We start from the raw sequence: 23,394 nt of genomic DNA, 5'->3' as shown, positions 1-23,394 counted from the left end.
CTCACACGCATCAGTTCAGGTAATTTCCCATGGAAAACCACAGTGCCGCCCCGTTTTCGTACACGCAAGAACCTGAGTTCGAGCAAGCGATTAAACACCCGATCCCTGCCCTTTGGCAACAACGAAAAGATGGGTATATCACATCATCTGGTAAAAAGAAGCTGTACTGGTGTAGCCTAACATCACCAACGCACACCAAAGCCATTGTGATTTCAAATGGCCGCATTGAGTGTTGCTTGAAATACCAAGAACTCTTTTATGATTTTTATCAGCAAGGCTATGACGTTTATTCATTTGACCACCAAGGTCAAGGCCAGTCGGAACGTATGGTAACAGACTCTGACATTGGTCACATTCATGAGTTTGATGATTACGCATCAGACATGTCTGATGTCATTGCCAGTTTTGACCTCAGCCGATATGCCAATCGCTACCTACTGGCACACTCAATGGGCAGCACGATAGCCACTCGCTATCTACAAACTCACCCCGATCACCCGTTTGACAAAGTTACTCTGTGCGCTCCGATGTTTGGGATTAAGACTGAATGGTATTTTAAACCTATTGCGATGATCGTCGGACAAGTGTTAACGGCTCTTTACGCTAAACCAACCTACGCTCCGGGCCAACAAGCTTATTATTCAAAGCCTTTTGAGAACAACTTACTCAGCCACAGTAAGGTTCGTTACCAGTGGTTCCGTTGCTTGTATGACGGATCCCCTTCTTTGCAGGTTGGCGGGCCAAGTACTCGCTGGGTTTGGCAAGGGTTAATGGCATCGAAGCAGGCAATCCAACAAACTCGTCAAATCAAGATCCCACTATTACTGATTCAAGCAGGGGAAGAGAAGATTGTCAGCAACAGCGCTCAAGTGAAGTTCATCAATAAGCTGAAGAAAACCAACTCAGACTGCCAGTTTAAGGTCATTGAAGGGTCTAGGCATGAGGTGCTGTTTGAGCAAGACGAATATCGCAATCAAACACTGAATGCTATCAATCAGTTTTTTGCCTAGAGCTAATAAACTAATAAGCTAATAAGCTGAGTAACCTACCGAGAACATAAGCGCTAAAGAGGAAGAGAAGTAAGTGAGCTTTGCCCTCTTTTCTTGCATGAAATTGGCATACAATTTCTACCTAGAGATATTGTAGTTAAAACGATTCTAGCGTTGGCTAGAGTCAATATTGGTTAAGCATTTTACAATGAGGGTTAAATGAGTATTCCTGCACTAAAAGATTCCGTGAAAATTGTCGCTTCTGATTTAGATGGTACGCTTTTGGCTCCCAACCATCAGTTAAGCGATTTTACCAAGCAAACACTCACGAAGTTACACGGACAAGGTTATACCTTTATCTTCGCAACAGGTCGTCACCATGTTGATGTTGCCGGTATTCGCAAGCAAACGGGCATTCCTGCTTACATGATCACCTCGAATGGTGCTCGCGTACATGACCAAGACGACAATCTAATGTATGCCAAGAACATCCCTGCCGAATTAGTGCAAAGTGTTGTGGATGTGTTTAAGAAAGACCCAGAGATCTTCATCCATATCTATATGAACGATGAATGGTTACTGAATCGTGATGACGAAACAATGAAGAAGTTTCACGATCAAACAGGCTTCACATACCGACTGTACGATGCAGATAACGCACCGAGTGAAGGCATTGCTAAAATCTTCTGTACTCACCCAAATAAATCACATGAAGACCTTGTTCCCTTTGAAGATGAGCTCAACGCTCTGTTTGGTGAAAAATTAAATGTCGCTTTCTCAACACCTTGGTGTTTGGAAGTGATGGCTGCAGAAGTGTCTAAAGGCGACGCGCTACAAGCCGTGGCTCAATCTATCGACCTTGAGTTAGAAAACTGCATTGCTTTTGGTGATGGAATGAACGATGTCGAGCTACTATCAATGGCAGGTAAAGGCTTAGTAATGGGTACATCCCATGAAAAAGTACTTAAAGCACTGCCTGATAATGAAGTGATTGGCAGCAACGCCGACGATGCGGTTGCGCACTACTTAGAAAAGCACCTGCTTTAATCTAATTTAGTAAAAAATCTGAATAAATAAAAAGGCAGCCAATGGCTGCCTTTTTTGAACCTTACGCTAAAAGCTTCCTCTAACGCTAACGAGAGCCGAGTACTTCTTTTCCTAAGATCGCCTGCCACTCTTGCTCTGTAACCGGCATGATGGATAAGCGATTGCCTCGTTTAACCAATGGCATTTCAGCTAACTCAGGCATTGCTTTAAGTGTTGCTAAGGGAATCAAGCGCTCAGTCACTCGCACAAATTCAACATCCACCATTATCCAACGCGGGTTGTCTGGCGAAGACTTAACATCATAGTAATCACTCTCGGGATCGAATTGGAAATGGTCAGGGTAGGCTTCTCTGGTTACTTTAGCGATCCCCGCGACGCCCACTTTTTTACATGATGAATGGTATATCATCACCAGATCGCCAAGCTTAACGTCATCACGCATCATATTTCGAGCCTGATAGTTGCGTACACCCTCCCAACAAGAGGTTTTTTGTACTCTCAGAGTTTGAATAGAAAAGGTGTCGGGTTCTGTTTTAAATAACCAATATGCCATAATAAATCCAATTAACGGTTGCTCCGAGGAAGATATAACATGAAGGTAATGAAAAACCCAGTGACATGGCTAGTCGCGTTCGCTCTACAAGGCTGTGTCACAGCGCCAGATGCACCCCAAAAGCCAGAACTACCACCAGCAACCTTGGATGAGCCACTGAGCATTCAACCGCAAACCTTCATCATGCGTGGTCAGGTTGTGGTTGGCCATGAAAGCCGAACCTTCACTCCTTGCGGTAGCCAGCAACAATACTGGTTAGATTTAACGCCAGAACTAGCATTAGAAGCGCAAGGGCTCTCAACAAGACCTTACCAAGCCTTATACGGCGAGCTGATTGGTCATCTAACCGTACCAAGCCAAACTGGGTATAACGCAGATTTCACGGCACGCTTCGTGGTTGATCAAGTGAATATCCTGACAGCAGAAAACCCTGATCGTTGCGACCAACCCCTACGTTCGACACGTGTATTCGGCAATGAACCTTTCTGGTCAGCAACCTTCGATAAAGATCAGCTGAAATACGCCAAGATGGGCGAAGAGCCACAACGCCTTAATATAGAATCAAGCCGTACTACACCAAACAGTCGTGATTACCAATTAGAAGGTAAAACGGCGCAAAGCGAACTCAATCTCAAGAAAGAGAGTTGCAGCGATGGCATGAGCGATTCTATTTATGGATGGGAAGCCAAACTTAATCTCAATGACAGCAGTTACAATGGCTGTGCGACGGTATCTAATCAAGATCCAACACTGAACTGGAGCGGGCTCTACTTCGCTAGCTCAACACAGAACACAGGATTCTCTATCAACCTTGAGCTCAATGATGACCACAGCGCTATTACGACATACTCGTACAGCAACGGAGACCCTTCGATTGTTGAGCAGGGCTTCTGGCAGCAACTGAACCAAAATCAGGTGCAAGTGGTAATGACTCGCCACCAGCAGCAATATTTGATCTCCGAGCGTATCTTCACGCTTGATAACGGCAAGCTGGTCGCTGAAAAAGAAAAAGTGGGCAACGTTGTCTACCCGATTGCCAATGGCGGTCTGGTGCTATTCGAAGCTAAGAGTGCACAATCGCAAGTAAACACGACCACTAACGTTGATCTAACCGCAAAGCAGGTGAACTCCAGTGATCAACTTGATCAAAAAGTCGACCAAGCGATCCGCAAATATTTTAAGATCAACAACAGCTCACCTGACGATACTAAATACCGTTGGTTAACCTACGACTTAAATGGCGATGGTAAGGAAGAACTGTTTGCCCAGCTCGATTGGTGTGGCTCTGGTGGCTGTACACTGCTTATTTTTGAAAATCATCAAGATAACTGGCGCTTCAATAGCCGAGTGACATTGGTTAAGGGCGACATACGCTTAGGTAAGTCACACAATCATGGCTGGCAGAATCTAATCTTCAATGTCAGCGGCGGCGGTGCAACACCTGCGAAACACACATTGTCATATTCTGGTGTCAGCTACCCACTCAACCCAAGTGTTGCTCCAATTGCAGATGATGCTGATATCAGCGATGTGGTTTTGTTTGCTGATGGTGTATCACCTGCACAAAATGGAGTTAAGCTGTAAGGATGAGTAACCAACAAGCTTGCCATGGTTGTGGCTTCACTCACCAGTGCGTTTGTCATCTAATACCGACGGTTGAAAGCCAAACCGATCTTGTCCTACTGACTCATGAGAATGAACTGTCGCGCGATACCAATACCGGAAAGCTGCTTCAGCAATCCCTTGAGCAGTGTCAGTCCTTGATATGGCAAAGGAAAACACCACCAGCTGAGCTAGTGGCTCTGCTTGAAGATGAAACACGACAACCGTTTCTTTTGTTCCCGAGTGATAAAAGCATCGAATGTCAGCAAGCAGTGATGACCCAAGCCATGAGTCGAAAACCGCTATTCATTATCTTAGATGGGACATGGCGAGAAGCGAAGAAGATGCTTAACAAGAGCTCGTGGTTGCAAACTGTCCCACAGATTCACCTCAGCATCACCAGCGAATCCTCTTACACCTTGCGCCGCAATCAAGACAGTGGCCATCTGTGTACTTGCGAAGTGGGCATTGAGTTACTCAAATCTTTAGGTGAAAGCGAACCTGCCAAACTGATTGATGACTACTACCAACAGTATCTAAAAGTATTCCATGCCGACAAATGTGGCCACGCTCTCAAATAGATCAAGCAGGAGCGCTGGAAGGCAATAAACACATTTTAGGACGGGACAGATACTAAAAACAAAAAGGGTGAGCCATAAGCTCACCCTTTTCACATCTGACTTAAATCTATCGACCAAGTGAGTGTTTCACGTGAAACGCACACACTGGCTGTTCGCTGAAAAGAGATTTTACTCTCCCTATCAGAATAATCGCTGAGGTTGACCGAAGTAGTAACCCTGCAGGTAATCGACGCCCATATCCTCGGCGATTCGGCACACCTGTTCATTATGTACAAACTCCGCCACCGTCTTAGCATTCAGAATCTGGCATAAACTCACCAGTTGTTGGGCTATCTTGCGTTGCTTTTTATCTTTATCGATATTGCGAATTAAACTGCCATCAAGCTTTATCACTTGTGGTTCCAGTTTCAATATCTCATCAATATTCGAATAGCCCGAACCAAAGTCATCGACAATAATATTCACACCAAGATCTCGGAAGTGATTACACACCTCGATCAAGCGACCGTAATCCTGAATTTGCTCGGTTTCCAACACCTCTAAACCAATACGCTGCGGGTGACTGATTTTCTTAATCGCCTGTTCAAGGTGCAAAATGGTTTTCTCATTGCTGAAATCTTGTGGCGCCAAGTTAATCGAGAACGAATCGGTTCTCTGGCTCATAAAATCAAAGGTGCGCGTTATCATCTGGCGACTTAAACGCGTATAGAGATGAGTACCCTCAATGATCGGCAAGAACTTACCCGGTACAATCAGCTGACCGTCTTCTTCAATTCGAACCAAGCACTCATAACTTTCTACCTGATGGCTATGCGCCGATACAATAGGTTGAGAGCACGCAACAATATTTTGATTGAGCACTGCGCGGCTCACACAAGACAACCAACCGAGTTGTTCTTGGCGATGCTTCTCCAGTTGAATTAACGTCTTGGCACTCACCAGATGTTTGTTCTGGCTCACCGCACTGCGTCGAGCTTCAATCGCTTTCAGTAACAAGTCATCAATCGAGGTCACAGGAAAATCTCGGCGACTCGCGATACCCGCACAAACTGAAACCGAAAGATAATCGATATCGGGTAACCCCATCGGCTCAAAATTGACATGCTCGGTCTGGTCGGAAAATTCAGAGAAACGTTGATGAATGTGTTCTTGGCTGGCCCAACTATCAAACACCACCGCCCACTCTCCAATACCAATACTATAGAGTTGGCAACCCTCATCAAAAAACTGCCACAGCGCTTTCTGAAAATATTCACTCAGATCATGCAGAAGTTTGTCACCCACTCGATAACCATACTTCTCATTTATTTGACCAAATGTGGTGACCTTTAAAGCCAACAAATGACTGTCAGAGCTCATTTGTGACAGCTTCTCACGCAGTACACTTCTATTGGGTAACCCAGTGCGACGATCAATTCGGTAGCTTGCCGTCAATGCGGTCGCTTGTTGCTGAATCTTACTCGCCATGCTGTTGTTCATGTCATCAACATCAAGCAGTGCGTTTCGAATCAATGAAAACAGAGGAGAAATATTGGTCTCGGGTTGTGTCTCTAATGGCTGTACAGCCTTGCCTTCACCTTCTCTAAGCGCAAGATAAGTGAGGCTATGATGTAGAATTCGTTGTTGGCCACGCTCTTGATAGAGTTCTCCCATGCAGTACACACCATAAGTGTCTGCGAGATTCTGGAAAACCTCAACTTCTTGGTTACCATCAATAAAATCGATACGAGAGGTGCAGTTGTAAATAAAAAACTGCTCAGACTTATGAGAAGCAATCTGTTGAACACCAAGTCGAATCTGCTCTAAGGTCAGTGAAGGGTGGTCATAACAAAACCGTACTTCATCGCCGACCTGAAACTCGCCACTAAATTCAATATCTCCCTGTTCAGCTATTTTGAGCGGCAAATGAATTTTCTGCTCTTTCGGATCGCTTACCATCAGAGGGAAGTTGTGCAACTGTTCGAAAGGTACTTCAAGACCATCACCTAAGTAGCGATTGTAAACCTCACGAGCTGGCATTCCATCCAATTCAGTCAACCGATTATTTTGCGCGCCAGTAACGCGAAAAGTTCGCCCAATTGGGTTCCATTCCGTGTAATAACCTTTGGCGATCGAGAGTTCAGAGCTATGCAAGGCCACCATGACATAAGCATTTTCATAACAACGACCATCCAACATCACCCATCGCCCATTATCGGTACTGGTTGATGCCCCCCCACAAATGGGCAATGAGTATCGAGATTGTTCGAATTCAGCAAATAGAGCCCTGTCATTTATCTGCAAGCGATCAGCAAAACAGATGATACTTTGAGTTTGAGAATGACACTTAAGTTGCTGCCACATGGAATGGCTATCGCGTAAAGGTTGGTTGCTGTATTCCACAACACCACAAGACAATGAAGTAGCATCGAAGCGAGTCACAATAAGATATAAGCCCTGATGCAAAATAGCACCTTGGCTGATGTAATGATTTGCGCTACAACCAATGAGCTTAGCGTTTGGAAAGATCGATTGAATCACTTGGCAGGCAGCCAAAACAGAGTCTTTCTCAAAAGATGAAAATACCTGAATCAGCAAGTTTTCGTTTTTACGAAAAGCAAGCTTTGGCAATTCATTATGGATTTGCTCAATGTCTTTTATTAAGAGAGAGGTCGACTGCATATTCACATTAATCGTTACGTTAATGATTTGTTATTGTGCTTACTATCGATAAGGCTTGCACGCAATATTTGCGATCATATTGTGAATAATGTGATGTTAGTTAAACATCATTCATTTCAATGAAAACAAGCGGCGAGCCTTAATTACCAACCGTTTCATCCAATATATCGTATGGCAGACTAATATTATATTCTAAAACAATCGCTTAGGTTCACCAAAGTAATAACCTTGCAGATAATCGACACCCATTTGCTCTGCTATCTCACAAACCTGTTGGTTATGGACAAATTCAGCGACGGTTTGTGCATTAAACACCTGGCATAAGCGAACCAACTGAGAAGCGATATTTCTTTGCTTTTGGTCTTTGTCAATATTGCGAATCAGGCTACCGTCAAGCTTGATAATCTGCGGCTCAAGTTTAATGATCTCATCGATATTAGAATAGCCAGAACCAAAGTCATCAACAATGATTCTCGCCCCGAGAGCACGGAAGTGATCACACACCTCAATCATGCGACCATAATCTTTAATCTGCTCAGACTCTAGAACCTCTAGGCCAAGTCGAATGGGATCGTTCATAGCACTGATGGCAGTCTCAAGCACCTCAAGCGTCTTGTCGCTCAAAAAATCTTGCGGGGATAGGTTAATAGAAAATGGGGTTTGTTTATCCGCCATATAACCTATGGTGTTCTTAATCATGTGCCGACTGAGACGAGTGTAAAGATGCGTGTCGGTAATAATAGGTAAGAACTTACCTGGTGGCACAATGGTACCGTCTGATTCCATGATTCTGACCAAGCACTCTTGGCCAATCATTTCGTGAGTACCGGACGCCACAATGGGCTGTGAATAGGTAATGATATTCTGGTCTAAAATCGCACGGCTCACACAGCTCAACCAGCCTAGTTGCTCTTTACGATCTTCTTCACTCACCTGAATGTCTTTAGCATTGGTGATGTGAGTGTTATTCCTGACCCCATAACGTCGAGCTTCGATCGCTTTCAATAAGATCTCATCGCCATTATCGGTGAGGAAATCGCAACGACTAGCGAAGCCACCACACAGAGAAACTGACAGGTAATCAATATCAGCCAATCCATACGGCTCAAAATTGATGTGCTCAATATCATCAGCAAACTCAACGAAACGTTGTTCTATCTTATCGCAGCCAACATTTGCGTTAAAAATAATCGCCCATTCGCCGACGCCAATGCTGAACAGCTCCACTTTTACCTGAGATTCCTTAGCCACACTAAGGTGTAAGCGCTCAACAAAATGATTAGACAGATCGAGTAACAACTGGTCACCCACTTGGTAACCATACTTCTCGTTAACTTGATGGAAATTAGTCAGCTTTAACGTCAGTAAGTGCTCACTGAAGAGAATCGTATTGAGGCGCTCTTTTAACACGATACGGTTGGGTAGCCCGGTGCGGGAATCAATGCGGTAGCTTTCGGTTAAACGACGCGCCTGTTGATGAAGTTTTTTCTCCATCTGCGTGTTCATACTGTCGAGATCAGCCACCGCATTTCTGACGAGATTAAGCAGTGGCGATACCGTTGAGTCACGCTGGAAATCTTCACAACGAAACTCATTAATCTCGTCCGACTCTCTCATCGCAATATAGGTGAGGCTGTGATGCAGTATCTCTTGGCGATCGTCGTTGCGGTATAGCTCACCCATGCAGTATGCGCCGCACGCATTTACTATCCCCTCAAATGGCTTTAGCTCAAGTTTACTGTCGATGAATTCAAGTCGAGAGACGCAGTTATAGATGATCACCGATTCAGGCTGATGCATGGCAAGCATCTCAGCGCCGTGACGCACTTTTTCTGCGGTCAAAGACGGGTGATTATAACAAAACTGTGCCTCTTCGCCGACATGCCAAGGACTATCAAACTCGATACTGCCATCATCATTAATACGCAGCGGTGTCGATATGCCCTTCTTTCTGCCAAGCTCTCGATAAAGCGGAAAGCTCATCAACTGGCTGAAAGGAAGATCTTTACCGTCAGCAAGGTAGTGTTTGAATACATCGATAGCAGGCTTATCATTCAACGCATACAAACGATTACCCACGGCATGAGTCACTCGCAGCTTCATCCCAATCGGGTTCCACTCAGAGTACGCGTCCGACCAAACCTTCAATCTTGGGTTAGTCAGAGCCACCGCCACGCAAGCGTGTTGGTAAGTCTGTTCGTTATGCATAACCCAACGCCCGTATTCATTCTCATGACACAAGCCACCAGCAACAGGCGTTGTATAAGGTAGGCTTTCAAAGGCGCTATAGATAGGGTAATCACGACCCTCAACCTGATCGCAAAGGCTGATGACTGTTTTAGCATCTTTCGAGAGGTCTAGTTGAGAGACGAGCTCTTGACTGTCTTGGTTTGGGTTGCCTGTAAAAGGCTGAACTGCGGAGGTTAAACAGGTTTCATTAAACTCACTGATAATGATTAAGGTACAACTACTCTCAAGACAATTGTTACAGATAACATGGCGAGCACTCTGGCCAATTAAGGTGGCATTGCTTAGGCGATTGAGAGCAACACTCGCGATTCGACGAGCCACATCAGAAGATTGGGCTGAGAAAAGTTGAATAAGATATTGCTTGCTGTCACACCACTCTCTCTGATCAAATTGAGATTTAAATAGCTCCTCAGTATTTGCGAGAAATGTAAATGTTTGCATGCCAACCCTTGATCGAAATAGAGTGAAGTGAAGAACCCGCAACCACAGCTATGACTGAAATGAATCGCTAAAAAGTAGTCGCCAATTATCCTAGCCTAAACAGGCATTTAATTGCGACTAATGTAACAATTCAATATCATAAATGCGACACAATAAGCTTACAGAGGTCTTTAAATTAGTCGCATAAGATCGCTAAGTTGCTCTATTTCAACATCAGGCAGCACACTCGCCTTCGAAGAGAGGTATAAATTGGAACCAATGTCATTAAACCAGCATGCTTGGAAGCCATTTTGCTTAGATCCGTAAACATCCGTTCTAAGATGATCGCCAACATGGAGAATGTTGATGGCATCAACACCTAAGTATTGCTGCGCTTTATCAAACATATCTGGGTAGGGTTTTGCTCTGCCGTTTGGGCCAGCTTTAAGGATTAGTTGAAAATACTGTCCTAAACCAATTTTATATGGATCGACATTGCCATTGGTAATCGCAACCAAAGGAATCCGTTGGCTAAGTTCTGCCATCACTCGATGCGTTTCTTGAGGAACATCGACTTGATTGCGTAACCACAAAGCATGTTCTATCCCCTCACGAGCCGCCTGTTCAGCTTGCTGCTGAGAATAGCCCAACTGTAACAAGCCTCTCTTAATCTGTGTTTCACGCCAAACGGTAACATCATTCTTTAAATTTGGGTTTTCAGAGGCAACTTGCTGCTTAATACCCTGCCACTCTTCGAGCGATAAAGAAGCCGACACTGGGTGCTTTTGGTAAAGCCACTGCGCCATCTCTTTTTCTACTTTCATGATCACAGGCCAGTTGTCATACAGTGTGTCATCCAAGTCAAAGGTCATGGCTTTGATGGGCTTCAACCCTCGATAAATTCGCATAGTAAAACCTTTAATCTAATCTTTATTCTTCTTACGTGCTCTAGGGTGAGCCTCATCGTACGCTTGAGCTAAGTGTTGAAAGTCCAAGTGAGTATAAATTTGGGTTGTCGAAATATTTTCATGCCCCAGCAACTCTTGGACAGCACGAAGATTCTGGCTCGACTCAAGCACATGAGTTGCAAAGGAGTGACGCAGTTTATGCGGGCTGATATGACTCGCGACGGATTGCTTCTTACCCCACTCTTCCATGCGCTTTTGCACACTGCGGTGAGAGATCCGGGTCCCTAACTTGGACACAAACAGGGCTTTTTCTCCCGAAGAAGCAAGATCACCACGCACTTTGAGCCATTTATCGACCCACTCTTTCGCCAAACCGGAAAACGGCGCTTTGCGTTCTTTGTCGCCCTTACCAATCACTCGGATTTCGCCTTGCCGGCCCAACACATCTTTAAGATTGATGCCAACTAGTTCAGCGAGACGTAAACCTGCACCATACATCACCTCCATCATCGCCCGATCACGAATCGATAATGGGTCGTCTTCATTCACGTCAAGCAACTGTCCGACTTCATCGACATCGAGATTTTTAGGTAAAGGACGCTGTTTGCGAGGTGCAGAAACCCCTTTGGCTGGGTTTGCAGTCATTTCGCCACGTAATACAAGGAAATCAAAGAAGCTGCGTAGTGAAGATAAGCGCGTCGCGATACTGCTCGCTTTCATTCCTTCACGCATGCCTTTACTGGCAAGTTGTCTTACCCACGCCGCGTCTACTTGCCCCCAATCTTTCAGTCCAAGTGTGACCAAATGAGCGGCCATAGTTTCAAGTTGTTGTTTGTAATTACGTTGGGTGTGTAGGCTGAGTCCCTTCTCGCTTCTGAGATATTCATAGAAGCGAGAAAGTGGCTTTTGAAGGCTGTTAGGAAGAGGTATTTTGGGCTCTAGGCTCATTATTTATCTGCCAAGGTAAGGTGTCCGCCAAATGAGACACAACAAGTGCTAAATGGCGTAAAAATAGCGTATCCATATGAGGTTGGAAATGTCCGCCATCTTCACTAGAAAAGGCAAGCAAACCCAATGGAGACTGCTTAGCAAGTGGTAGTACTACATAAGAGCCTAGCTCTGGAACCTGGAAATCACCAAACAAATCGTGTCTGTCGGCTTTTCTCAAGCGCCCTAGATAAGCATCTTTGCCATTGAAGTGGTTGAGCGAAAACTTCGAATAGTGCTCTTCACTCAGCTTATAAAAGCCAGGTTGCGAGAGAATTCGTACATGAGCCTTCAGCCCTAAATCTAACGCTTTTTGTTCAACAGCTTTGATAACCTGCATAAAGTCACTGCATTTCAGCACGTGAGCTTGCAGATCCATAAATTCATAGAAGGTTTTGTCGTTATTCGCTGCCAACGACATCAAGCCAGTGATTTCTTCCTCTAGCTCTTCGATTCGATGGCGTTGGCGTTTAAGCTGAACCTCCACCAGAGATACAGCGCCCTGCTCAACGTTATTGATAGCAAGGCGATCAACCAAACCTTTCCTGTCTTGGAAAAAATCTGGGTTATCACGTAAATATTCCGCGACCACTTCTGAGGTGAGCGCGTCGGCTTCAACGTAAGACAAAACCTATCCTTTATTTTTATGAATCTATTGGTTATGAATGCTTATTAGCAAGAAAGTTGACCATCAAACACATGGGTTGCAGGGCCAGTCATAAACAGAGGTTTACCCGGACCTTGCCAGCTAATCTGTAGATCACCACCAGGTAGACGAACTTTCACGTTCTCAGCCAGCAAGCCTTGATTGATACCAACCGCAACCGCGCCACATGCACCGCTGCCACACGCCTGAGTTTCACCCGCACCGCGTTCATAAACACGCAAGCGAACTTCTTCACGGTTAATCACTTGCATAAAGCCAGCATTAACACGCTCAGGGAAACGTTCATGTGATTCAAGAAGCGGACCTAAGGTCTCCACGTCTGCAGTATCGACATCATCAACAACGGTAACCACATGTGGGTTACCCATGCTTACGGCACCACAGAACAAGGTATGTACATCCGCTCTTAAGATATACGTCTTCTCAGGCTGCTTTGCCTTGAATGGAATTTTGCCAGGTTCAAACTCAGGAATGCCCATATTGACAGTGATCTGATCATTGTCTTCAATCTTGAGAACCATTTTACCTTTCTTGGTGCTCACGTTGATGCTGTACTTATTCGTTAAGCCTTTCATACGAACGAATCGAGCAAAACAACGCGCACCATTACCACACTGCTCCACCTCACTGCCATCCGCATTAAATATGCGGTAATGGAAGTCAGTTTCTGGATCATATGGAGCCTCAACCACAAGTAGCTGATCAAAGCCCACACCAGTGTGACGATTCGCCAAACGACGGATCAAATCTGGAGAAAAGAAAATATTTTGAGTAATGCAGTCCACGACCATGAAATCATTGCCCAAACCATGCATTTTAGAAAAGTGGAAGTGCATAACGCTTAAAATTACTCCGGAAGAATGTTTTCAAGTTCCCACAGACTCGTAAGCTCTTCACGCTGACGAACCAAGTGAGTTTTATCGCCATCAACCATCACTTCAGCCGCACGCGAACGAGTGTTGTAGTTAGATGACATAGCAAAGCCATAAGCACCTGCAGAACGAACGGCCAGTAGATCGCCTTCTTCGAGAACAAGGTCACGATCTTTACCAAGGAAGTCACCCGTCTCACAGATAGGGCCAACCAAGTCGTAAGTTACCGCTTCACCCTGACGCGGACTCACTGGCACAATATCTTGCCAAGCTTGGTAAAGTGCCGGACGCATCAGATCGTTCATTGCCGCATCGATGATGGCAAAGTTCTTATACTCTGTTGGCTTCAGGAACTCGACTTTCGTTAATAATACACCAGCGTTAGCAGCGATCGCTCTTCCAGGCTCGAAAATCAGCTCTAGATCAGAATGATTGTCTAGGCGAGCCAACAAGGCCTTCGCGTAATCTGATGGTTGTGGTGGTAATTCATCACGGTAAACCACGCCCAAACCACCACCGACATCAAGGTGTTTGATGTTGATATCGTTGGCACGTAGTTGGTCGATCAGTGCAAGCAAACGATCAGTGGCATCGATAAAAGGTTCGATATTCGTTAATTGGGAACCGATGTGGCAATCAATACCATGGATAGACAAGTTATCGAGTGTTTTTGCAAACGCATAAACAGCAGGAGCACGGTCGAAGGCGATGCCAAACTTATTATCACGCAGACCCGTAGAAATGTAAGGGTGAGTGTTTGCATCAACATCTGGGTTGATACGCAGTGAAATCGGCGCTTTAACACCAAGCTCACCAGCCACTTTATTCAGTCGCTCCAGTTCTGGCTCCGACTCTACGTTGAAACATTTAATGTTCAACTCAAGCGCACGCTTCATTTCAGCCGCTGTTTTTCCGACACCAGAGAACACAACTTTAGCCGGGTCGCCACCTGCAGCAACCACACGCTCTAGTTCACCACCAGAAACGATGTCGAAGCCAGAGCCCAAACGAGCCAAAGTATTCAGCACGCCAAGGTTCGAGTTAGCTTTAACGGCATAACAGACCAAGTGTGGATGCTCACCAACCGACGAATCAAACGCATTCCAATGGCGTTCTAATGTTGCACGAGAATATACATACAGCGGTGTACCATATTGCTCTGCTAGTTGTGAAAGTGCGACGTCCTCAGCCCAAAGCTGGCCATCTTCCTGATAGTTGAAGTAATCCAAAGTTCTTATCCCTTATAAATAACGATTTCTGCGTGTTTTCACTTATTCTGACTGTTCAGTTTGCTGTACTGCATCAGGATCGTACAACGGACCTGTTTGACCACAACCAGAAAGTCCTATAACGGACACCATAAACAGAGCGGTAATTAATTTTTTCATTTTGCATATCGTGATTATTGACTCAATGCCCCCTATAATCGCACCACACTCAGGAAAAGCAATAGGATAGAAAGGATGAACGAGACTGAATTTCATCAACTGGTCGATATACAGATGCAAAACATCGAAGAAGCTATCGATGAATCAGAGGCAGATATTGATTACGAAGTGACTGGTAACGTAATGACGCTGGAGTTTGAGAACCGCAGCCAAATTATCATCAACCGCCAAGAACCAATGAAAGAAATCTGGTTAGCGTCTAAATCTGGTGGCTTTCACTTCAAGCTAGTTGATGACAAATGGACATGCTCAAAGACGGGTGTGGAATTGTTTGAGATGGTCAAAGAAGAATGCGAAAAGCACGCAGATGAAGAGATCAATTGGGTCTAATCATTTGTAAGCAAAACTAAAAAGGAGTGAATCAATCACTCCTTTTTTAATACCAATCAGTCTTAGTAAGCCTAGATGTTAACTATCTTTGAGCTTCGAGAAGCTAAAGTCGCATCGTTACGGTAAGGCACCACGTAAGAATTACCTTCTTCAGGATGAACGATTTGGTAGTACTGAGGTAGATTGAAATTAATCAACTTAGACGACACCTTCGACTCATCTTTTACTGAAGTGTAGAAAGAATTCACGCTCGCGATCATCTCATCTTTTTCACCGCTGTATTGGTGATATACCTCAACTTGATTCGACTCGTCCAATACATAAATATTGAAACCTTTGTCGGTATCCTCAAAGAAAAATTGAATTAAACCTTCACTCGCAAAGCCATCAACCACCTCTGGTAGCTGATACTCTTGCTCTTTATCGAGCATCAGTAAAGGTGAGCCTTTCAACTTATTTGTCGAGATACTACGATAGAAATCAACTGAGTTTTCGAGCATCTGCACCGAAACACCACGACGTTCAAAGAACAGACCAAACATCTTGTTTGCCAAACGAATAGCCTTGAAGCGGCGACGCTTCTCTGGCTCAATCGGTTTTAATCGCAAGTCGATACACTCAGCAAGCAGTTGGTACACCATGTTACGCATCACACCACGTAAGTTTTTGCTGTAACAGAACACATCGACCGATTCTGGCGGCAACGCATCCTGGTGCATTTTGCCAAGTACCGTCTTCAGCGCGTCTAGCATTGCAGTATCACCTTGGAAATGAAGCGTACGTACTTCATGCCAAGAGTTACGATAAACCAGATCAACACTTCCGACTAAACTCTTACCCTCTTCGCCGAAACTGAAAATGTCGGCATTCTTAAGATCAACCTTCAATGCACGACCACTCAATTCAGAAGTTGGGTCACTTTCAAAATTGATAAACATCGCCAGTTGGCTTATTTCACACGGGCTTGCCAGTGCTTGCATACTCGGGCGGCGCTTACGTAAAGAAAAAGTATTGCGTAGATCGCTCACCATTTGATAGAACTTATCGATATCAATGTGAGCATCACGCACCACAGAATGCAAACGCGTAGACTCCGTAATCAAGCCATTAAAGAATGACCAAGCAACCAGTTTACTCAAGTACTCATGGTGCTCAAGTGAGGGCTGACCAAGAATACGATGCGCTACCAGCGGCTGTTTATATAGATACCACCCAGCTTTGTTGGACTGACCCTGACGAACTTCAATAAAGCTCAAGTCTGGTTCATGCAGATCCGGTGAAATTTGCGGGTTCAGTAACGTCACTTTTCCTGGCAATACCTCAAACGCAGCGTAAAGCTTACGAGCCAAGATACTGATATCTTGTGGGCTAATTGCAGAAGTGATGTCGTTGCGACGCGCAAATTGAATCAGGTTACGATAGCTCAGCATCAAAGCATCAAGCAGTGCATGGTGCACCACTTTAACCTGCTCAACCTTCCAGTTACGGCGGTTGTCGAGCTCAGCTATGGTTTCCTGTCCCCAGTTCCAGGACTTTGTCATCTGAGTTAAGGCTTCACGACGCCATTCGACAGAGCCAATGCCCGCATCTCGTGACAATTTCTCGTGGGTCTTAAGGTAGAAACAACGTCTCACCAAGTCCAAACGAGTGTGGTCGTTAATGCGTTCTAGGTAGCGCGTTACCTTTTCTAGCATCAAATAATAGCTATCCATGCCATACAGATCAGGTTCATCCGCGAAGAAGCGACGCTTAGTATCAATACTAAGTAGCTGGGTATTTGGGTATTCCCATGAGTAAGCTTCTAACAGGATCGCCTTCAAAACCGATTTATACGGTGAGTCGATACTCTTATAGAGCTGCCATAGGTTTGAACCAAAGTACTCTTCAGCAGGAATACGGTTCAGCTTGCCGAAATCGATCCACTGCGAGCAATCAAGATAACCATCCTGACACAGACCTTGGACATATTCGTCGTAACACTCTTCCATTTCTGGCGGGATTATTTGCCACAACAAACGCTGGCCTGCCAAACGAACGGCAGAACGATAGAACTCATCAAGCAGTAATAAGTGCTGTGAAGAACCACAGTTATCACCGGTCATCTCTTCAGAATGGTTTGAGCGGAAACGCTGTTCATCCATCAAGAAAAAGTTAGCTTCAACCCCTAAGGTTTCAGCCCAGTCGGTAATCAACAAACATTTGTTGGTCAGGCTGTCGCGAGATGCGCCATCCATATCCGGAGAAACACATACCCAGATATCGAGATCACTTGAAGTGCTTTGGCCAATAGAAGAAGTACTGCCCATGGTGTACAAGCCCAGGATTGCTGGTTCAGCAGCCTCGGTGAGTTTTCCACCCAGCGTTAATTCGGTATCAGAGACAAATTGCTTTTGGAATTCATTAGGCGTGAAGCTACGAATTCCAAAAGGAACTTGTTGGTCATAATAACCAGGCATCATGGGATGATTGAAGTGAAGTAGTGCAGGAATAAGGTTGAAAACTCGCTGACCTTGGACATTCATCAACGCCAACGCACGATCAATGCGCTGCTGATTAAGATTGTCTAATCGTTGAATCAAAGTCTGAGTGTAAGCCTGCAAGGTAAGTCCTTGGTTTGAGATTAAATGCACTTCTGTTTAGTTACTGAACGAAAGGAGCAACAAAACGTGATCAATTTAACACTTTTACCCTTAATGGTAAAGTAAAGGAACCTGTCATACTGGCCAATGCCTTGATGAGAAAAAGTTAAACTCACGGCGCCGTAGTGTCCCCTTTATTACCTATTTCTAATAATAGCCCATGTTTCAAATGAGATACCAATCACACTATTTTGGTGAACTCATGAAAATCCCTCAGCTATCAAAGCATGGAATGATCAAACAGTAAGAATTTTCGCCTCACAATGGTAGGATTAGCCTATTACAGAACCAATATCGGAAACACCATGACAAATTCAGCACCAATCCGTATCGCGACCAGAAAAAGCCCTCTTGCCCTTTGGCAAGCATACTTTGTAAGGGATGCACTTCAAGCTGCTCACCCTGGTTTAGAGGTTGAGTTGGTAACTATGGTGACCAAAGGTGACATCATCCTAGATACCCCGCTGGCTAAAGTGGGTGGTAAAGGGTTGTTCGTTAAAGAACTCGAAGTGGCAATGCTAGAAGGTCGTGCTGACCTAGCAGTTCACTCAATGAAAGACGTACCTGTCGACTTCCCAGAAGGTCTAGGTCTGGTCACTATCTGTGAACGTGAAGACCCTCGTGACGCTTTCGTTTCAAATACCTACAACAACATCGACGAGCTACCACAAGGCGCTATCGTTGGTACATGTAGCCTGCGTCGTCAATGTCAGTTGCTAGAATACCGCCCAGACCTCATCATCAAAGAACTGCGCGGCAACGTTGGTACTCGTCTAGGTAAACTCGATGATGGTCAATACGATGCTATCGTGCTAGCTGCTGCTGGCCTTAAGCGCCTAGAGCTAGAAGAACGTATTCGTAGCTTCATCGAACCAGAACAGTCTCTACCTGCTGTAGGCCAAGGCGCTGTTGGCATTGAGTGTCGTCTTGATGATGAACGTCTAATCAAGCTTCTTGAACCACTGAACCATAAAGACACAGCCGATCGCGTACTTTGTGAACGTGCAATGAACCTTACTCTGGAAGGTGGTTGTCAGGTTCCTATCGGCAGCTACTCACTATTAGATGGCGATAATATCTGGCTACGTGCATTAGTAGGCGAACCAGATGGTTCTAAAATGGTTCGTGGTGAGATCTCTGGCCTTCGCAAAGATGCAGAAGCGCTTGGCGTTACTCTGGCAAATCAATTGCTGGATGATGGCGCGAGAGAAATCTTAACCAAGCTCTACGCTGACCAAGAATAATCATGACAGTGTTGGTGACACGTCCCGGCTCAGAGGGACAATCGCTTTGCCAACAACTAGCGGATGAAGGGATTCAAGCAATCCATCATCCGCTTATTCGTATCGTTGATAATCCACACTCATCGGATTTAAGCACCCTGCTTAATAACAGCGATATCATTATTGCAGTCAGTCACCATGCCGTGACCGCTGCCCAAAGCATCCTTTCAAAAACTTCATCTATTTGGCCAACTTCGCCACTTTATCTTGGCGTTGGTCAAAAAACTGCGCACGTTTTAAGCAAAATCTGTAAACAAAAAGTAAACTATCCCCAAGTGAGTGATAGTGAACACCTTCTCAAACTTACTGAACTTAATGGCGTAGATAATAAATCTATTTTGATACTGCGTGGAAATGGTGGGCGTGAGCTCATTAGAGATTCTTTACTCAATCGAGGTGCACAAGTCTCTTATTGTGAGACCTACCGTAGAGAATATATTCCCATTAACGATCACAATATCTATCAAACATGGATAAACAAAAAAACGTCCAAAGTTGTCATCACTAGTCAGGAACAATTGGAGTATCTCTGCTCAATTACCCCTGATGAGTATTTGGCTTGGCTTTCAACAAGACAACTATTTGTCCCAAGCCAGCGCATAGTAGAACGAGCACAACAACTCGGTTTCTCGAACGTGACCAATACTCACAGTGCTACGAACCAAATATTACTGGCTGCTCTCCGGCCCTAGCTAGAAACAGGAAATAAGCATGACAAGCAAAAAAAATAATGAGCATATTGAACCTGAAAAGAAACAAGACACTCAGCCAGTAGTTGTTGAAAACGAAAAAGCTGAATCTACAGAGACAAAACAGCCCGAAAAAAAACTTGATGCTTCTACGTCAAATACTGCTCAAAGTGAACAACCTCAAGCTGAATATAAAGAGCAAATCGAGAAAGCAGAAAAGCAAGGTAAACGCGGTGTCAAATTAGGTGCTATTGCGATCGCTATTTCTATTATTTTCAGTGGTGGTATCGCATTTCAAATGCAGCAAAAGAGCGCTGAGTACTCAGCTCAAATCGCAGCTCTTCAAACACAACTGCAAAATACCCAATCTGCAGTAAATAAAGACCTGCAAACCATCAAGCAAGAGACTATCCAAGAAGCTTCTCACGCGGTGGAGAAAACTCAGGTCGTACAGTCTCAACAGCAAAAGAGCATTCAAAGCCTGCAGTTAGCAGTGGCTGACGTTAAAGGCCGTCGACCGAATGACTGGTTGCTTGCTGAAGCCGATTACCTAGTAAAACTTGCTGGTCGTAAACTGTTCCTTGAGCATGACGCTGTTAGCGCAACCAAACTAATGGAAAGTGCCGATCAACGAATCGCAGCACTGAATGACCCAAGCTTAGTATCACTGCGCCAATCAATGACCAATGATATTACTAAGCTTCGCACTATCCCTCTTGTCGATCGCGATGGCTTAGTTTTACGCATCACAAGCCTACAACAGCAAGTCGATACGCTACCGCTTGCCAATGCAATTCTTCCAGAAGCTGCGATTGTTGAGAAAAAAGCGGTATCGCAAGATATCAATGATTGGCAGAACAACCTGATGACGTCGATGAAAGACTTCTCAGAAAACTTCATCACCTTCCGTAGTCGTGATGGTGAAGTCATCCCTTTACTCTCTCCTGAGCAACACTTCTACCTACGTGAAAACATTAAAGGCAAATTAGAGACCGCAATTCGAGCTGTCTACAAAGAGCAAGGTGATGTCTATAGTGCTGCACTTAATACCGCTAGCGAGTGGTCGAAAGCGTACTTAAACCAAGATAACAACTCAGTGATTGAATTTGAGAAGGCGATTAAACAGTTAAGTGAGCAGAATATCTCTGTGAAATACCCTGTAAAACTTGAGTCTCAAAATGAGTTGTCAGATGTTATACGTGAGCGCTTACGTCGTGAAGTGACCGTCATGAACACGGAGGAAAAATAATGATTCGTTGGATTTTTCTTTTTCTCGTTCTAGGTACTGGATTAATTGTCGGTACCCAGTTCTCAGGTCAACAAGGTTATGTCCTGATCTCGATAGCAAATAAGACCATTGAGATGAGTGTGACAACACTGGTTATTTTTGTCATTGCTCTTCTAGCTGCTCTATTCGGCTTGGAGTACCTATTTAAAAAGCTTATGTACGCAAGCTCGACAACTTGGAATTGGTTCAGTGTTCGTAAACTAAAACGCTCTCGTCGTTATACCAATGAAGGCATCATCAAGCTTCTTGAAGGTGATTGGAAAGGCGCAGAGAAGAAAGTAACTCGTTGGGCTAACCATCACGACATGCCTCTGCTTTGTTATTTAGTCGCTTCTCAAGCTGCTCACGAACAAGGTAATACAAGCGAGCGTGATAAGTACATCGAGCTTGCTAGCCAACAAGAGGACTCTCTACTGGCCGTTGAGCTAACTAAAGCAAAACAACAAATCAGTGAGTCGAACTACGAATCCGCATTCGATACACTTTCGACTTTAAAAGGTACATACCCTAATAACACCGCTGTACTTGGCTTACTAAAAGCCACCTACATGCAGCTTAAACTTTGGCAGCCATTATTAGAGTTAACGCCTAAGCTAGCTAAAAACAAGCTTCTTACGGCTGATGAGCAAGTTGAGTTAGAACAAAAAGCACAATGTGGCTTACTTCACGATGTGGCACAACAGCAAGGTAGCGAAGGTTTAATCAGCCATTGGAACAAGCTTTCAAGAAAGCAGAAGCAAAGCGCTCACCTTGTTTCTTGTTTTGTGAAACAACTGATCGCTCGGAAAGCTAACTCAGAAGCCTTCACAGTGATCAAAGAGAATATTGCGAAGAGTGGCTCAAATGAACTCTACATGTTGCTTCCTGAGCTTAATCTTGCCGATCACCATCCCGTAGTGGTAATGCTAGAACGCGCTATCAGTAAAGACGGTGGCAATGCCGAAGCACACAGCGCATTGGCTCAGTTCTACCTAAGAGAACAGAAGTGGGCAGAAGCGCAAAGTCACTTTGAAAAAGCACTAGCACTTCGCTCAAACGTATCCGATTACGGATACCTGTCTGATGCACTAGAAAAGCAAAACTTAACGAAGGCAGCACACGAAGTTTCTCGTAAGGCACTCGCTCTCGTTCAACCAGCGTAATTCAAAATGACTCAAACTAAGCCGATGTCTAGCATCGGCTTTTTTGTATCTGTTACTTGCCCCTAGATAACTTCTACAACACCTATAAACCCAACTCATCGAACCCTTACCCTCCCAACACCAGCAAACCTAGTGCACAAAAGTAACTATGAAATAGCGTAATAAAGCCTCCCAAACACACGGAGAATTACTTTAATTGTGTCTACACTTAGTTTTGCGATTTTTATAAACAAGCTCTAGGAAGAGGCTCGAGAGGAGTCATAGAGAAAAGTGGCACCTCTAAGCTGAAGAGTAAAAGGAGCTCACCTTGAGAGAAGACGTTTAAAGATGTTTACCCGCAGACAGATACCCACTTTAAGTCACGCTGAATTAGCAATTAAATAGCCCTCAATATTCCACTATAAACCTTTATGACAGGGCTTCACGTAACAGCTCTGTAGATTCATCTATTAAGTAGAAGGGATATTGCAAGAGTCGCCGGTCAACAAAACCTTGTTATTAATAACGAGGCATATTTATAAGCCAGTTCAAATTAGTAGAAATTAGAGCTGTCGAAGACGTTCTGGAAAGGTTGGTCATTTAGGTGATGCACAACATCAACTCAAGCTCTACTAGAAATAGCAGACTTTGTTATAAGTGTCGGAATGTCAGAGCCCGAGATCAACGGCCAACGCATCTACAAAACTCGAAGTTGAATAATAAGATTCATATGCCGGAAACGACAAAAGCCTAGTCGTCAGACTAGGCTTTCTAATATGTGCCGGAATAGCGTGAAGTGTAGGGTCTCGATGCCTTTACAGCACTCATACAATCTACAAGCAAAACTCTTTTCTTCAAATGTAAAAAAGCCCTGCTATTTCTAGCAGGGCTTTCCCAATAAGTGGCGGAGTGGACGGGACTCGAACCCGCGACCCCCGGCGTGACAGGCCGGTATTCTAACCAACTGAACTACCACTCCGCAGTGGTCAACTCACTAAGTGAGCGTCCATATCTCCAGGTCGGTCAACCTAAAGATTTAATTTAAAGCCTGGCGATGTC

19 protein-coding genes and 1 tRNA gene are annotated in these 23,394 nt (G+C 44.6%); 9 read left to right on the top strand and 11 right to left on the bottom strand.

All coding sequences use genetic code 11. The annotated features are described in order from the left end of the window. Nucleotides 1–29 precede the first annotated feature (29 nt). Nucleotides 30–1,010 (top strand): alpha/beta fold hydrolase, encoded by a 981-nt coding sequence (locus BCU75_RS21970; RefSeq protein ID WP_102475093.1) that lies wholly within the window; start codon nucleotides 30–32, stop codon nucleotides 1,008–1,010. Between the two features lie 198 nt (nucleotides 1,011–1,208). After that, entirely contained in the window at nucleotides 1,209–2,036 is an 828-nt protein-coding gene (locus tag BCU75_RS21965; protein ID WP_102475092.1) for a Cof-type HAD-IIB family hydrolase, read from the top strand. An 85-nt stretch (nucleotides 2,037–2,121) separates the two neighbouring features. Here the strand turns inward: BCU75_RS21965 and BCU75_RS21960 are convergent, their stop codons facing one another. Next, complete coding sequence (locus BCU75_RS21960; RefSeq protein ID WP_102475091.1) at nucleotides 2,122–2,589, bottom strand: EVE domain-containing protein; 468 nt, start codon at nucleotides 2,587–2,589, stop codon at nucleotides 2,122–2,124. 39 nt (nucleotides 2,590–2,628) lie between these two features. Here BCU75_RS21960 and BCU75_RS21955 point away from each other — a divergent pair, with 39 nt between their 5' ends. Both BCU75_RS21955 and BCU75_RS21950 read left to right on the top strand, forming a co-directional pair. Then, nucleotides 2,629–4,173 carry a COG3650 family protein gene (locus tag BCU75_RS21955; protein ID WP_102475090.1) on the top strand — a complete coding sequence of 515 codons (1,545 nt, stop codon included), beginning with the start codon at nucleotides 2,629–2,631 and terminating at the stop codon, nucleotides 4,171–4,173. Between the two features lie 2 nt (nucleotides 4,174–4,175). After that, nucleotides 4,176–4,772, top strand: a complete 597-nt coding sequence (locus BCU75_RS21950) for a tRNA-uridine aminocarboxypropyltransferase (RefSeq protein WP_102475089.1) — start codon at nucleotides 4,176–4,178, stop codon at nucleotides 4,770–4,772. Nucleotides 4,773–4,952: 180 nt separating this feature from the next. On the opposite strand, the gene BCU75_RS21945 is transcribed toward BCU75_RS21950, so the two are convergent. The 8 genes from BCU75_RS21945 to lptM all read right to left on the bottom strand — a co-directional run bounded on the left by BCU75_RS21945 (nucleotide 4,953) and on the right by lptM (nucleotide 14,925). Next, entirely contained in the window at nucleotides 4,953–7,433 is a 2,481-nt protein-coding gene (locus tag BCU75_RS21945; protein WP_102475088.1) for a bifunctional diguanylate cyclase/phosphodiesterase, read from the bottom strand. Nucleotides 7,434–7,625: 192 nt separating this feature from the next. Further along, nucleotides 7,626–10,124 (bottom strand): bifunctional diguanylate cyclase/phosphodiesterase, encoded by a 2,499-nt coding sequence (locus BCU75_RS21940; protein WP_102475087.1) that lies wholly within the window; start codon nucleotides 10,122–10,124, stop codon nucleotides 7,626–7,628. Nucleotides 10,125–10,294: 170 nt separating this feature from the next. Further along, entirely contained in the window at nucleotides 10,295–11,011 is a 717-nt protein-coding gene (gene yigB, locus BCU75_RS21935; protein ID WP_102475086.1) for a 5-amino-6-(5-phospho-D-ribitylamino)uracil phosphatase YigB, read from the bottom strand. A 15-nt stretch (nucleotides 11,012–11,026) separates the two neighbouring features. Further along, complete coding sequence (gene xerC, locus BCU75_RS21930) at nucleotides 11,027–11,959, bottom strand: tyrosine recombinase XerC (protein WP_076678522.1); 933 nt, start codon at nucleotides 11,957–11,959, stop codon at nucleotides 11,027–11,029. After that, nucleotides 11,928–12,626, bottom strand: coding sequence for a DUF484 family protein (locus tag BCU75_RS21925; protein ID WP_102475085.1), 699 nt, complete (start codon nucleotides 12,624–12,626; stop codon nucleotides 11,928–11,930). The genes xerC and BCU75_RS21925 overlap by 32 nt, the downstream gene beginning before the upstream one ends. A 44-nt stretch (nucleotides 12,627–12,670) precedes the next feature. After that, nucleotides 12,671–13,501, bottom strand: coding sequence for a diaminopimelate epimerase (gene dapF, locus BCU75_RS21920; protein ID WP_102475084.1), 831 nt, complete (start codon nucleotides 13,499–13,501; stop codon nucleotides 12,671–12,673). Nucleotides 13,502–13,512: 11 nt separating this feature from the next. After that, the gene (gene lysA, locus BCU75_RS21915; RefSeq protein ID WP_076678520.1) at nucleotides 13,513–14,766 is read right to left on the bottom strand and encodes a diaminopimelate decarboxylase; all 1,254 of its coding nucleotides are present in this window, start codon (nucleotides 14,764–14,766) and stop codon (nucleotides 13,513–13,515) included. 42 nt (nucleotides 14,767–14,808) lie between these two features. Beyond that, nucleotides 14,809–14,925 carry an LPS translocon maturation chaperone LptM gene (gene lptM, locus BCU75_RS24870; protein WP_425336951.1) on the bottom strand — a complete coding sequence of 39 codons (117 nt, stop codon included), beginning with the start codon at nucleotides 14,923–14,925 and terminating at the stop codon, nucleotides 14,809–14,811. Nucleotides 14,926–15,000: 75 nt separating this feature from the next. Between lptM and cyaY the strand changes: the two genes are divergently transcribed. Then, a complete protein-coding gene (gene cyaY / locus BCU75_RS21905; protein WP_076678518.1) occupies nucleotides 15,001–15,315 on the top strand; it encodes an iron donor protein CyaY in 315 nt (104 codons plus the stop codon). 71 nt (nucleotides 15,316–15,386) lie between these two features. Here the strand turns inward: cyaY and BCU75_RS21900 are convergent, their stop codons facing one another. Then, a complete protein-coding gene (locus tag BCU75_RS21900) occupies nucleotides 15,387–17,915 on the bottom strand; it encodes a class I adenylate cyclase (RefSeq protein ID WP_076678517.1) in 2,529 nt (842 codons plus the stop codon). Nucleotides 17,916–18,259: 344 nt separating this feature from the next. Here BCU75_RS21900 and hemC point away from each other — a divergent pair, with 344 nt between their 5' ends. Genes hemC through BCU75_RS21880 form a run of 4 tightly spaced genes read left to right on the top strand, consistent with a single transcriptional unit; the run spans nucleotide 18,260 to nucleotide 22,356 of the window. Next, nucleotides 18,260–19,198 carry a hydroxymethylbilane synthase gene (hemC, locus tag BCU75_RS21895; protein ID WP_102442463.1) on the top strand — a complete coding sequence of 313 codons (939 nt, stop codon included), beginning with the start codon at nucleotides 18,260–18,262 and terminating at the stop codon, nucleotides 19,196–19,198. Nucleotides 19,199–19,200: 2 nt separating this feature from the next. Next, nucleotides 19,201–19,929 (top strand): uroporphyrinogen-III synthase, encoded by a 729-nt coding sequence (locus BCU75_RS21890; RefSeq protein WP_102475083.1) that lies wholly within the window; start codon nucleotides 19,201–19,203, stop codon nucleotides 19,927–19,929. A 19-nt stretch (nucleotides 19,930–19,948) separates the two neighbouring features. After that, nucleotides 19,949–21,175: a uroporphyrinogen-III C-methyltransferase gene (locus BCU75_RS21885; protein ID WP_102475082.1), complete on the top strand. Its 1,227-nt coding sequence runs from the start codon at nucleotides 19,949–19,951 to the stop codon at nucleotides 21,173–21,175. After that, a complete protein-coding gene (locus tag BCU75_RS21880; protein WP_102475081.1) occupies nucleotides 21,175–22,356 on the top strand; it encodes a heme biosynthesis protein HemY in 1,182 nt (393 codons plus the stop codon). Before BCU75_RS21885 ends, BCU75_RS21880 begins: the two co-directional genes overlap by 1 nt. A gap of 881 nt (nucleotides 22,357–23,237) precedes the next feature. Here the strand turns inward: BCU75_RS21880 and BCU75_RS21875 are convergent. Then, nucleotides 23,238–23,314: transfer RNA gene (locus BCU75_RS21875), tRNA-Asp, on the bottom strand. Nucleotides 23,315–23,394 lie beyond the last annotated feature (80 nt).

The sequence above is a fragment of the Vibrio splendidus genome (assembly GCF_002873455.1).
Classification (GTDB): Bacteria; Pseudomonadota; Gammaproteobacteria; order Enterobacterales; family Vibrionaceae; genus Vibrio; species Vibrio splendidus_J.
The sequence above is the reverse complement of the archived record's forward strand: the minus strand, read 5'-3'. Positions and strand labels throughout refer to the sequence as shown.

What these genes read in the sequence shown, in the direction of transcription:
- BCU75_RS21945 (WP_102475088.1), bottom strand. Translation starts at nt 7,433, where the DNA reads ATGCAGTCGACCTCTCTCTTAATAAAAGACATTGAGCAAATCCATAAT.
- hemC (WP_102442463.1), top strand. Translation starts at nt 18,260, where the DNA reads ATGACAAATTCAGCACCAATCCGTATCGCGACCAGAAAAAGCCCTCTT.
- yigB (WP_102475086.1), bottom strand. Translation starts at nt 11,011, where the DNA reads ATGCGAATTTATCGAGGGTTGAAGCCCATCAAAGCCATGACCTTTGAC.
- BCU75_RS21950 (WP_102475089.1), top strand. Translation starts at nt 4,176, where the DNA reads ATGAGTAACCAACAAGCTTGCCATGGTTGTGGCTTCACTCACCAGTGC.
- BCU75_RS21940 (WP_102475087.1), bottom strand. Translation starts at nt 10,124, where the DNA reads ATGCAAACATTTACATTTCTCGCAAATACTGAGGAGCTATTTAAATCT.
- BCU75_RS21890 (WP_102475083.1), top strand. Translation starts at nt 19,201, where the DNA reads ATGACAGTGTTGGTGACACGTCCCGGCTCAGAGGGACAATCGCTTTGC.
- BCU75_RS21970 (WP_102475093.1), top strand. Translation starts at nt 30, where the DNA reads ATGGAAAACCACAGTGCCGCCCCGTTTTCGTACACGCAAGAACCTGAG.
- BCU75_RS21955 (WP_102475090.1), top strand. Translation starts at nt 2,629, where the DNA reads ATGAAGGTAATGAAAAACCCAGTGACATGGCTAGTCGCGTTCGCTCTA.
- BCU75_RS21965 (WP_102475092.1), top strand. Translation starts at nt 1,209, where the DNA reads ATGAGTATTCCTGCACTAAAAGATTCCGTGAAAATTGTCGCTTCTGAT.
- BCU75_RS21880 (WP_102475081.1), top strand. Translation starts at nt 21,175, where the DNA reads ATGATTCGTTGGATTTTTCTTTTTCTCGTTCTAGGTACTGGATTAATT.
- xerC (WP_076678522.1), bottom strand. Translation starts at nt 11,959, where the DNA reads ATGAGCCTAGAGCCCAAAATACCTCTTCCTAACAGCCTTCAAAAGCCA.
- BCU75_RS21960 (WP_102475091.1), bottom strand. Translation starts at nt 2,589, where the DNA reads ATGGCATATTGGTTATTTAAAACAGAACCCGACACCTTTTCTATTCAA.
- cyaY (WP_076678518.1), top strand. Translation starts at nt 15,001, where the DNA reads ATGAACGAGACTGAATTTCATCAACTGGTCGATATACAGATGCAAAAC.
- dapF (WP_102475084.1), bottom strand. Translation starts at nt 13,501, where the DNA reads ATGCACTTCCACTTTTCTAAAATGCATGGTTTGGGCAATGATTTCATG.
- BCU75_RS21885 (WP_102475082.1), top strand. Translation starts at nt 19,949, where the DNA reads ATGACAAGCAAAAAAAATAATGAGCATATTGAACCTGAAAAGAAACAA.
- lptM (WP_425336951.1), bottom strand. Translation starts at nt 14,925, where the DNA reads ATGAAAAAATTAATTACCGCTCTGTTTATGGTGTCCGTTATAGGACTT.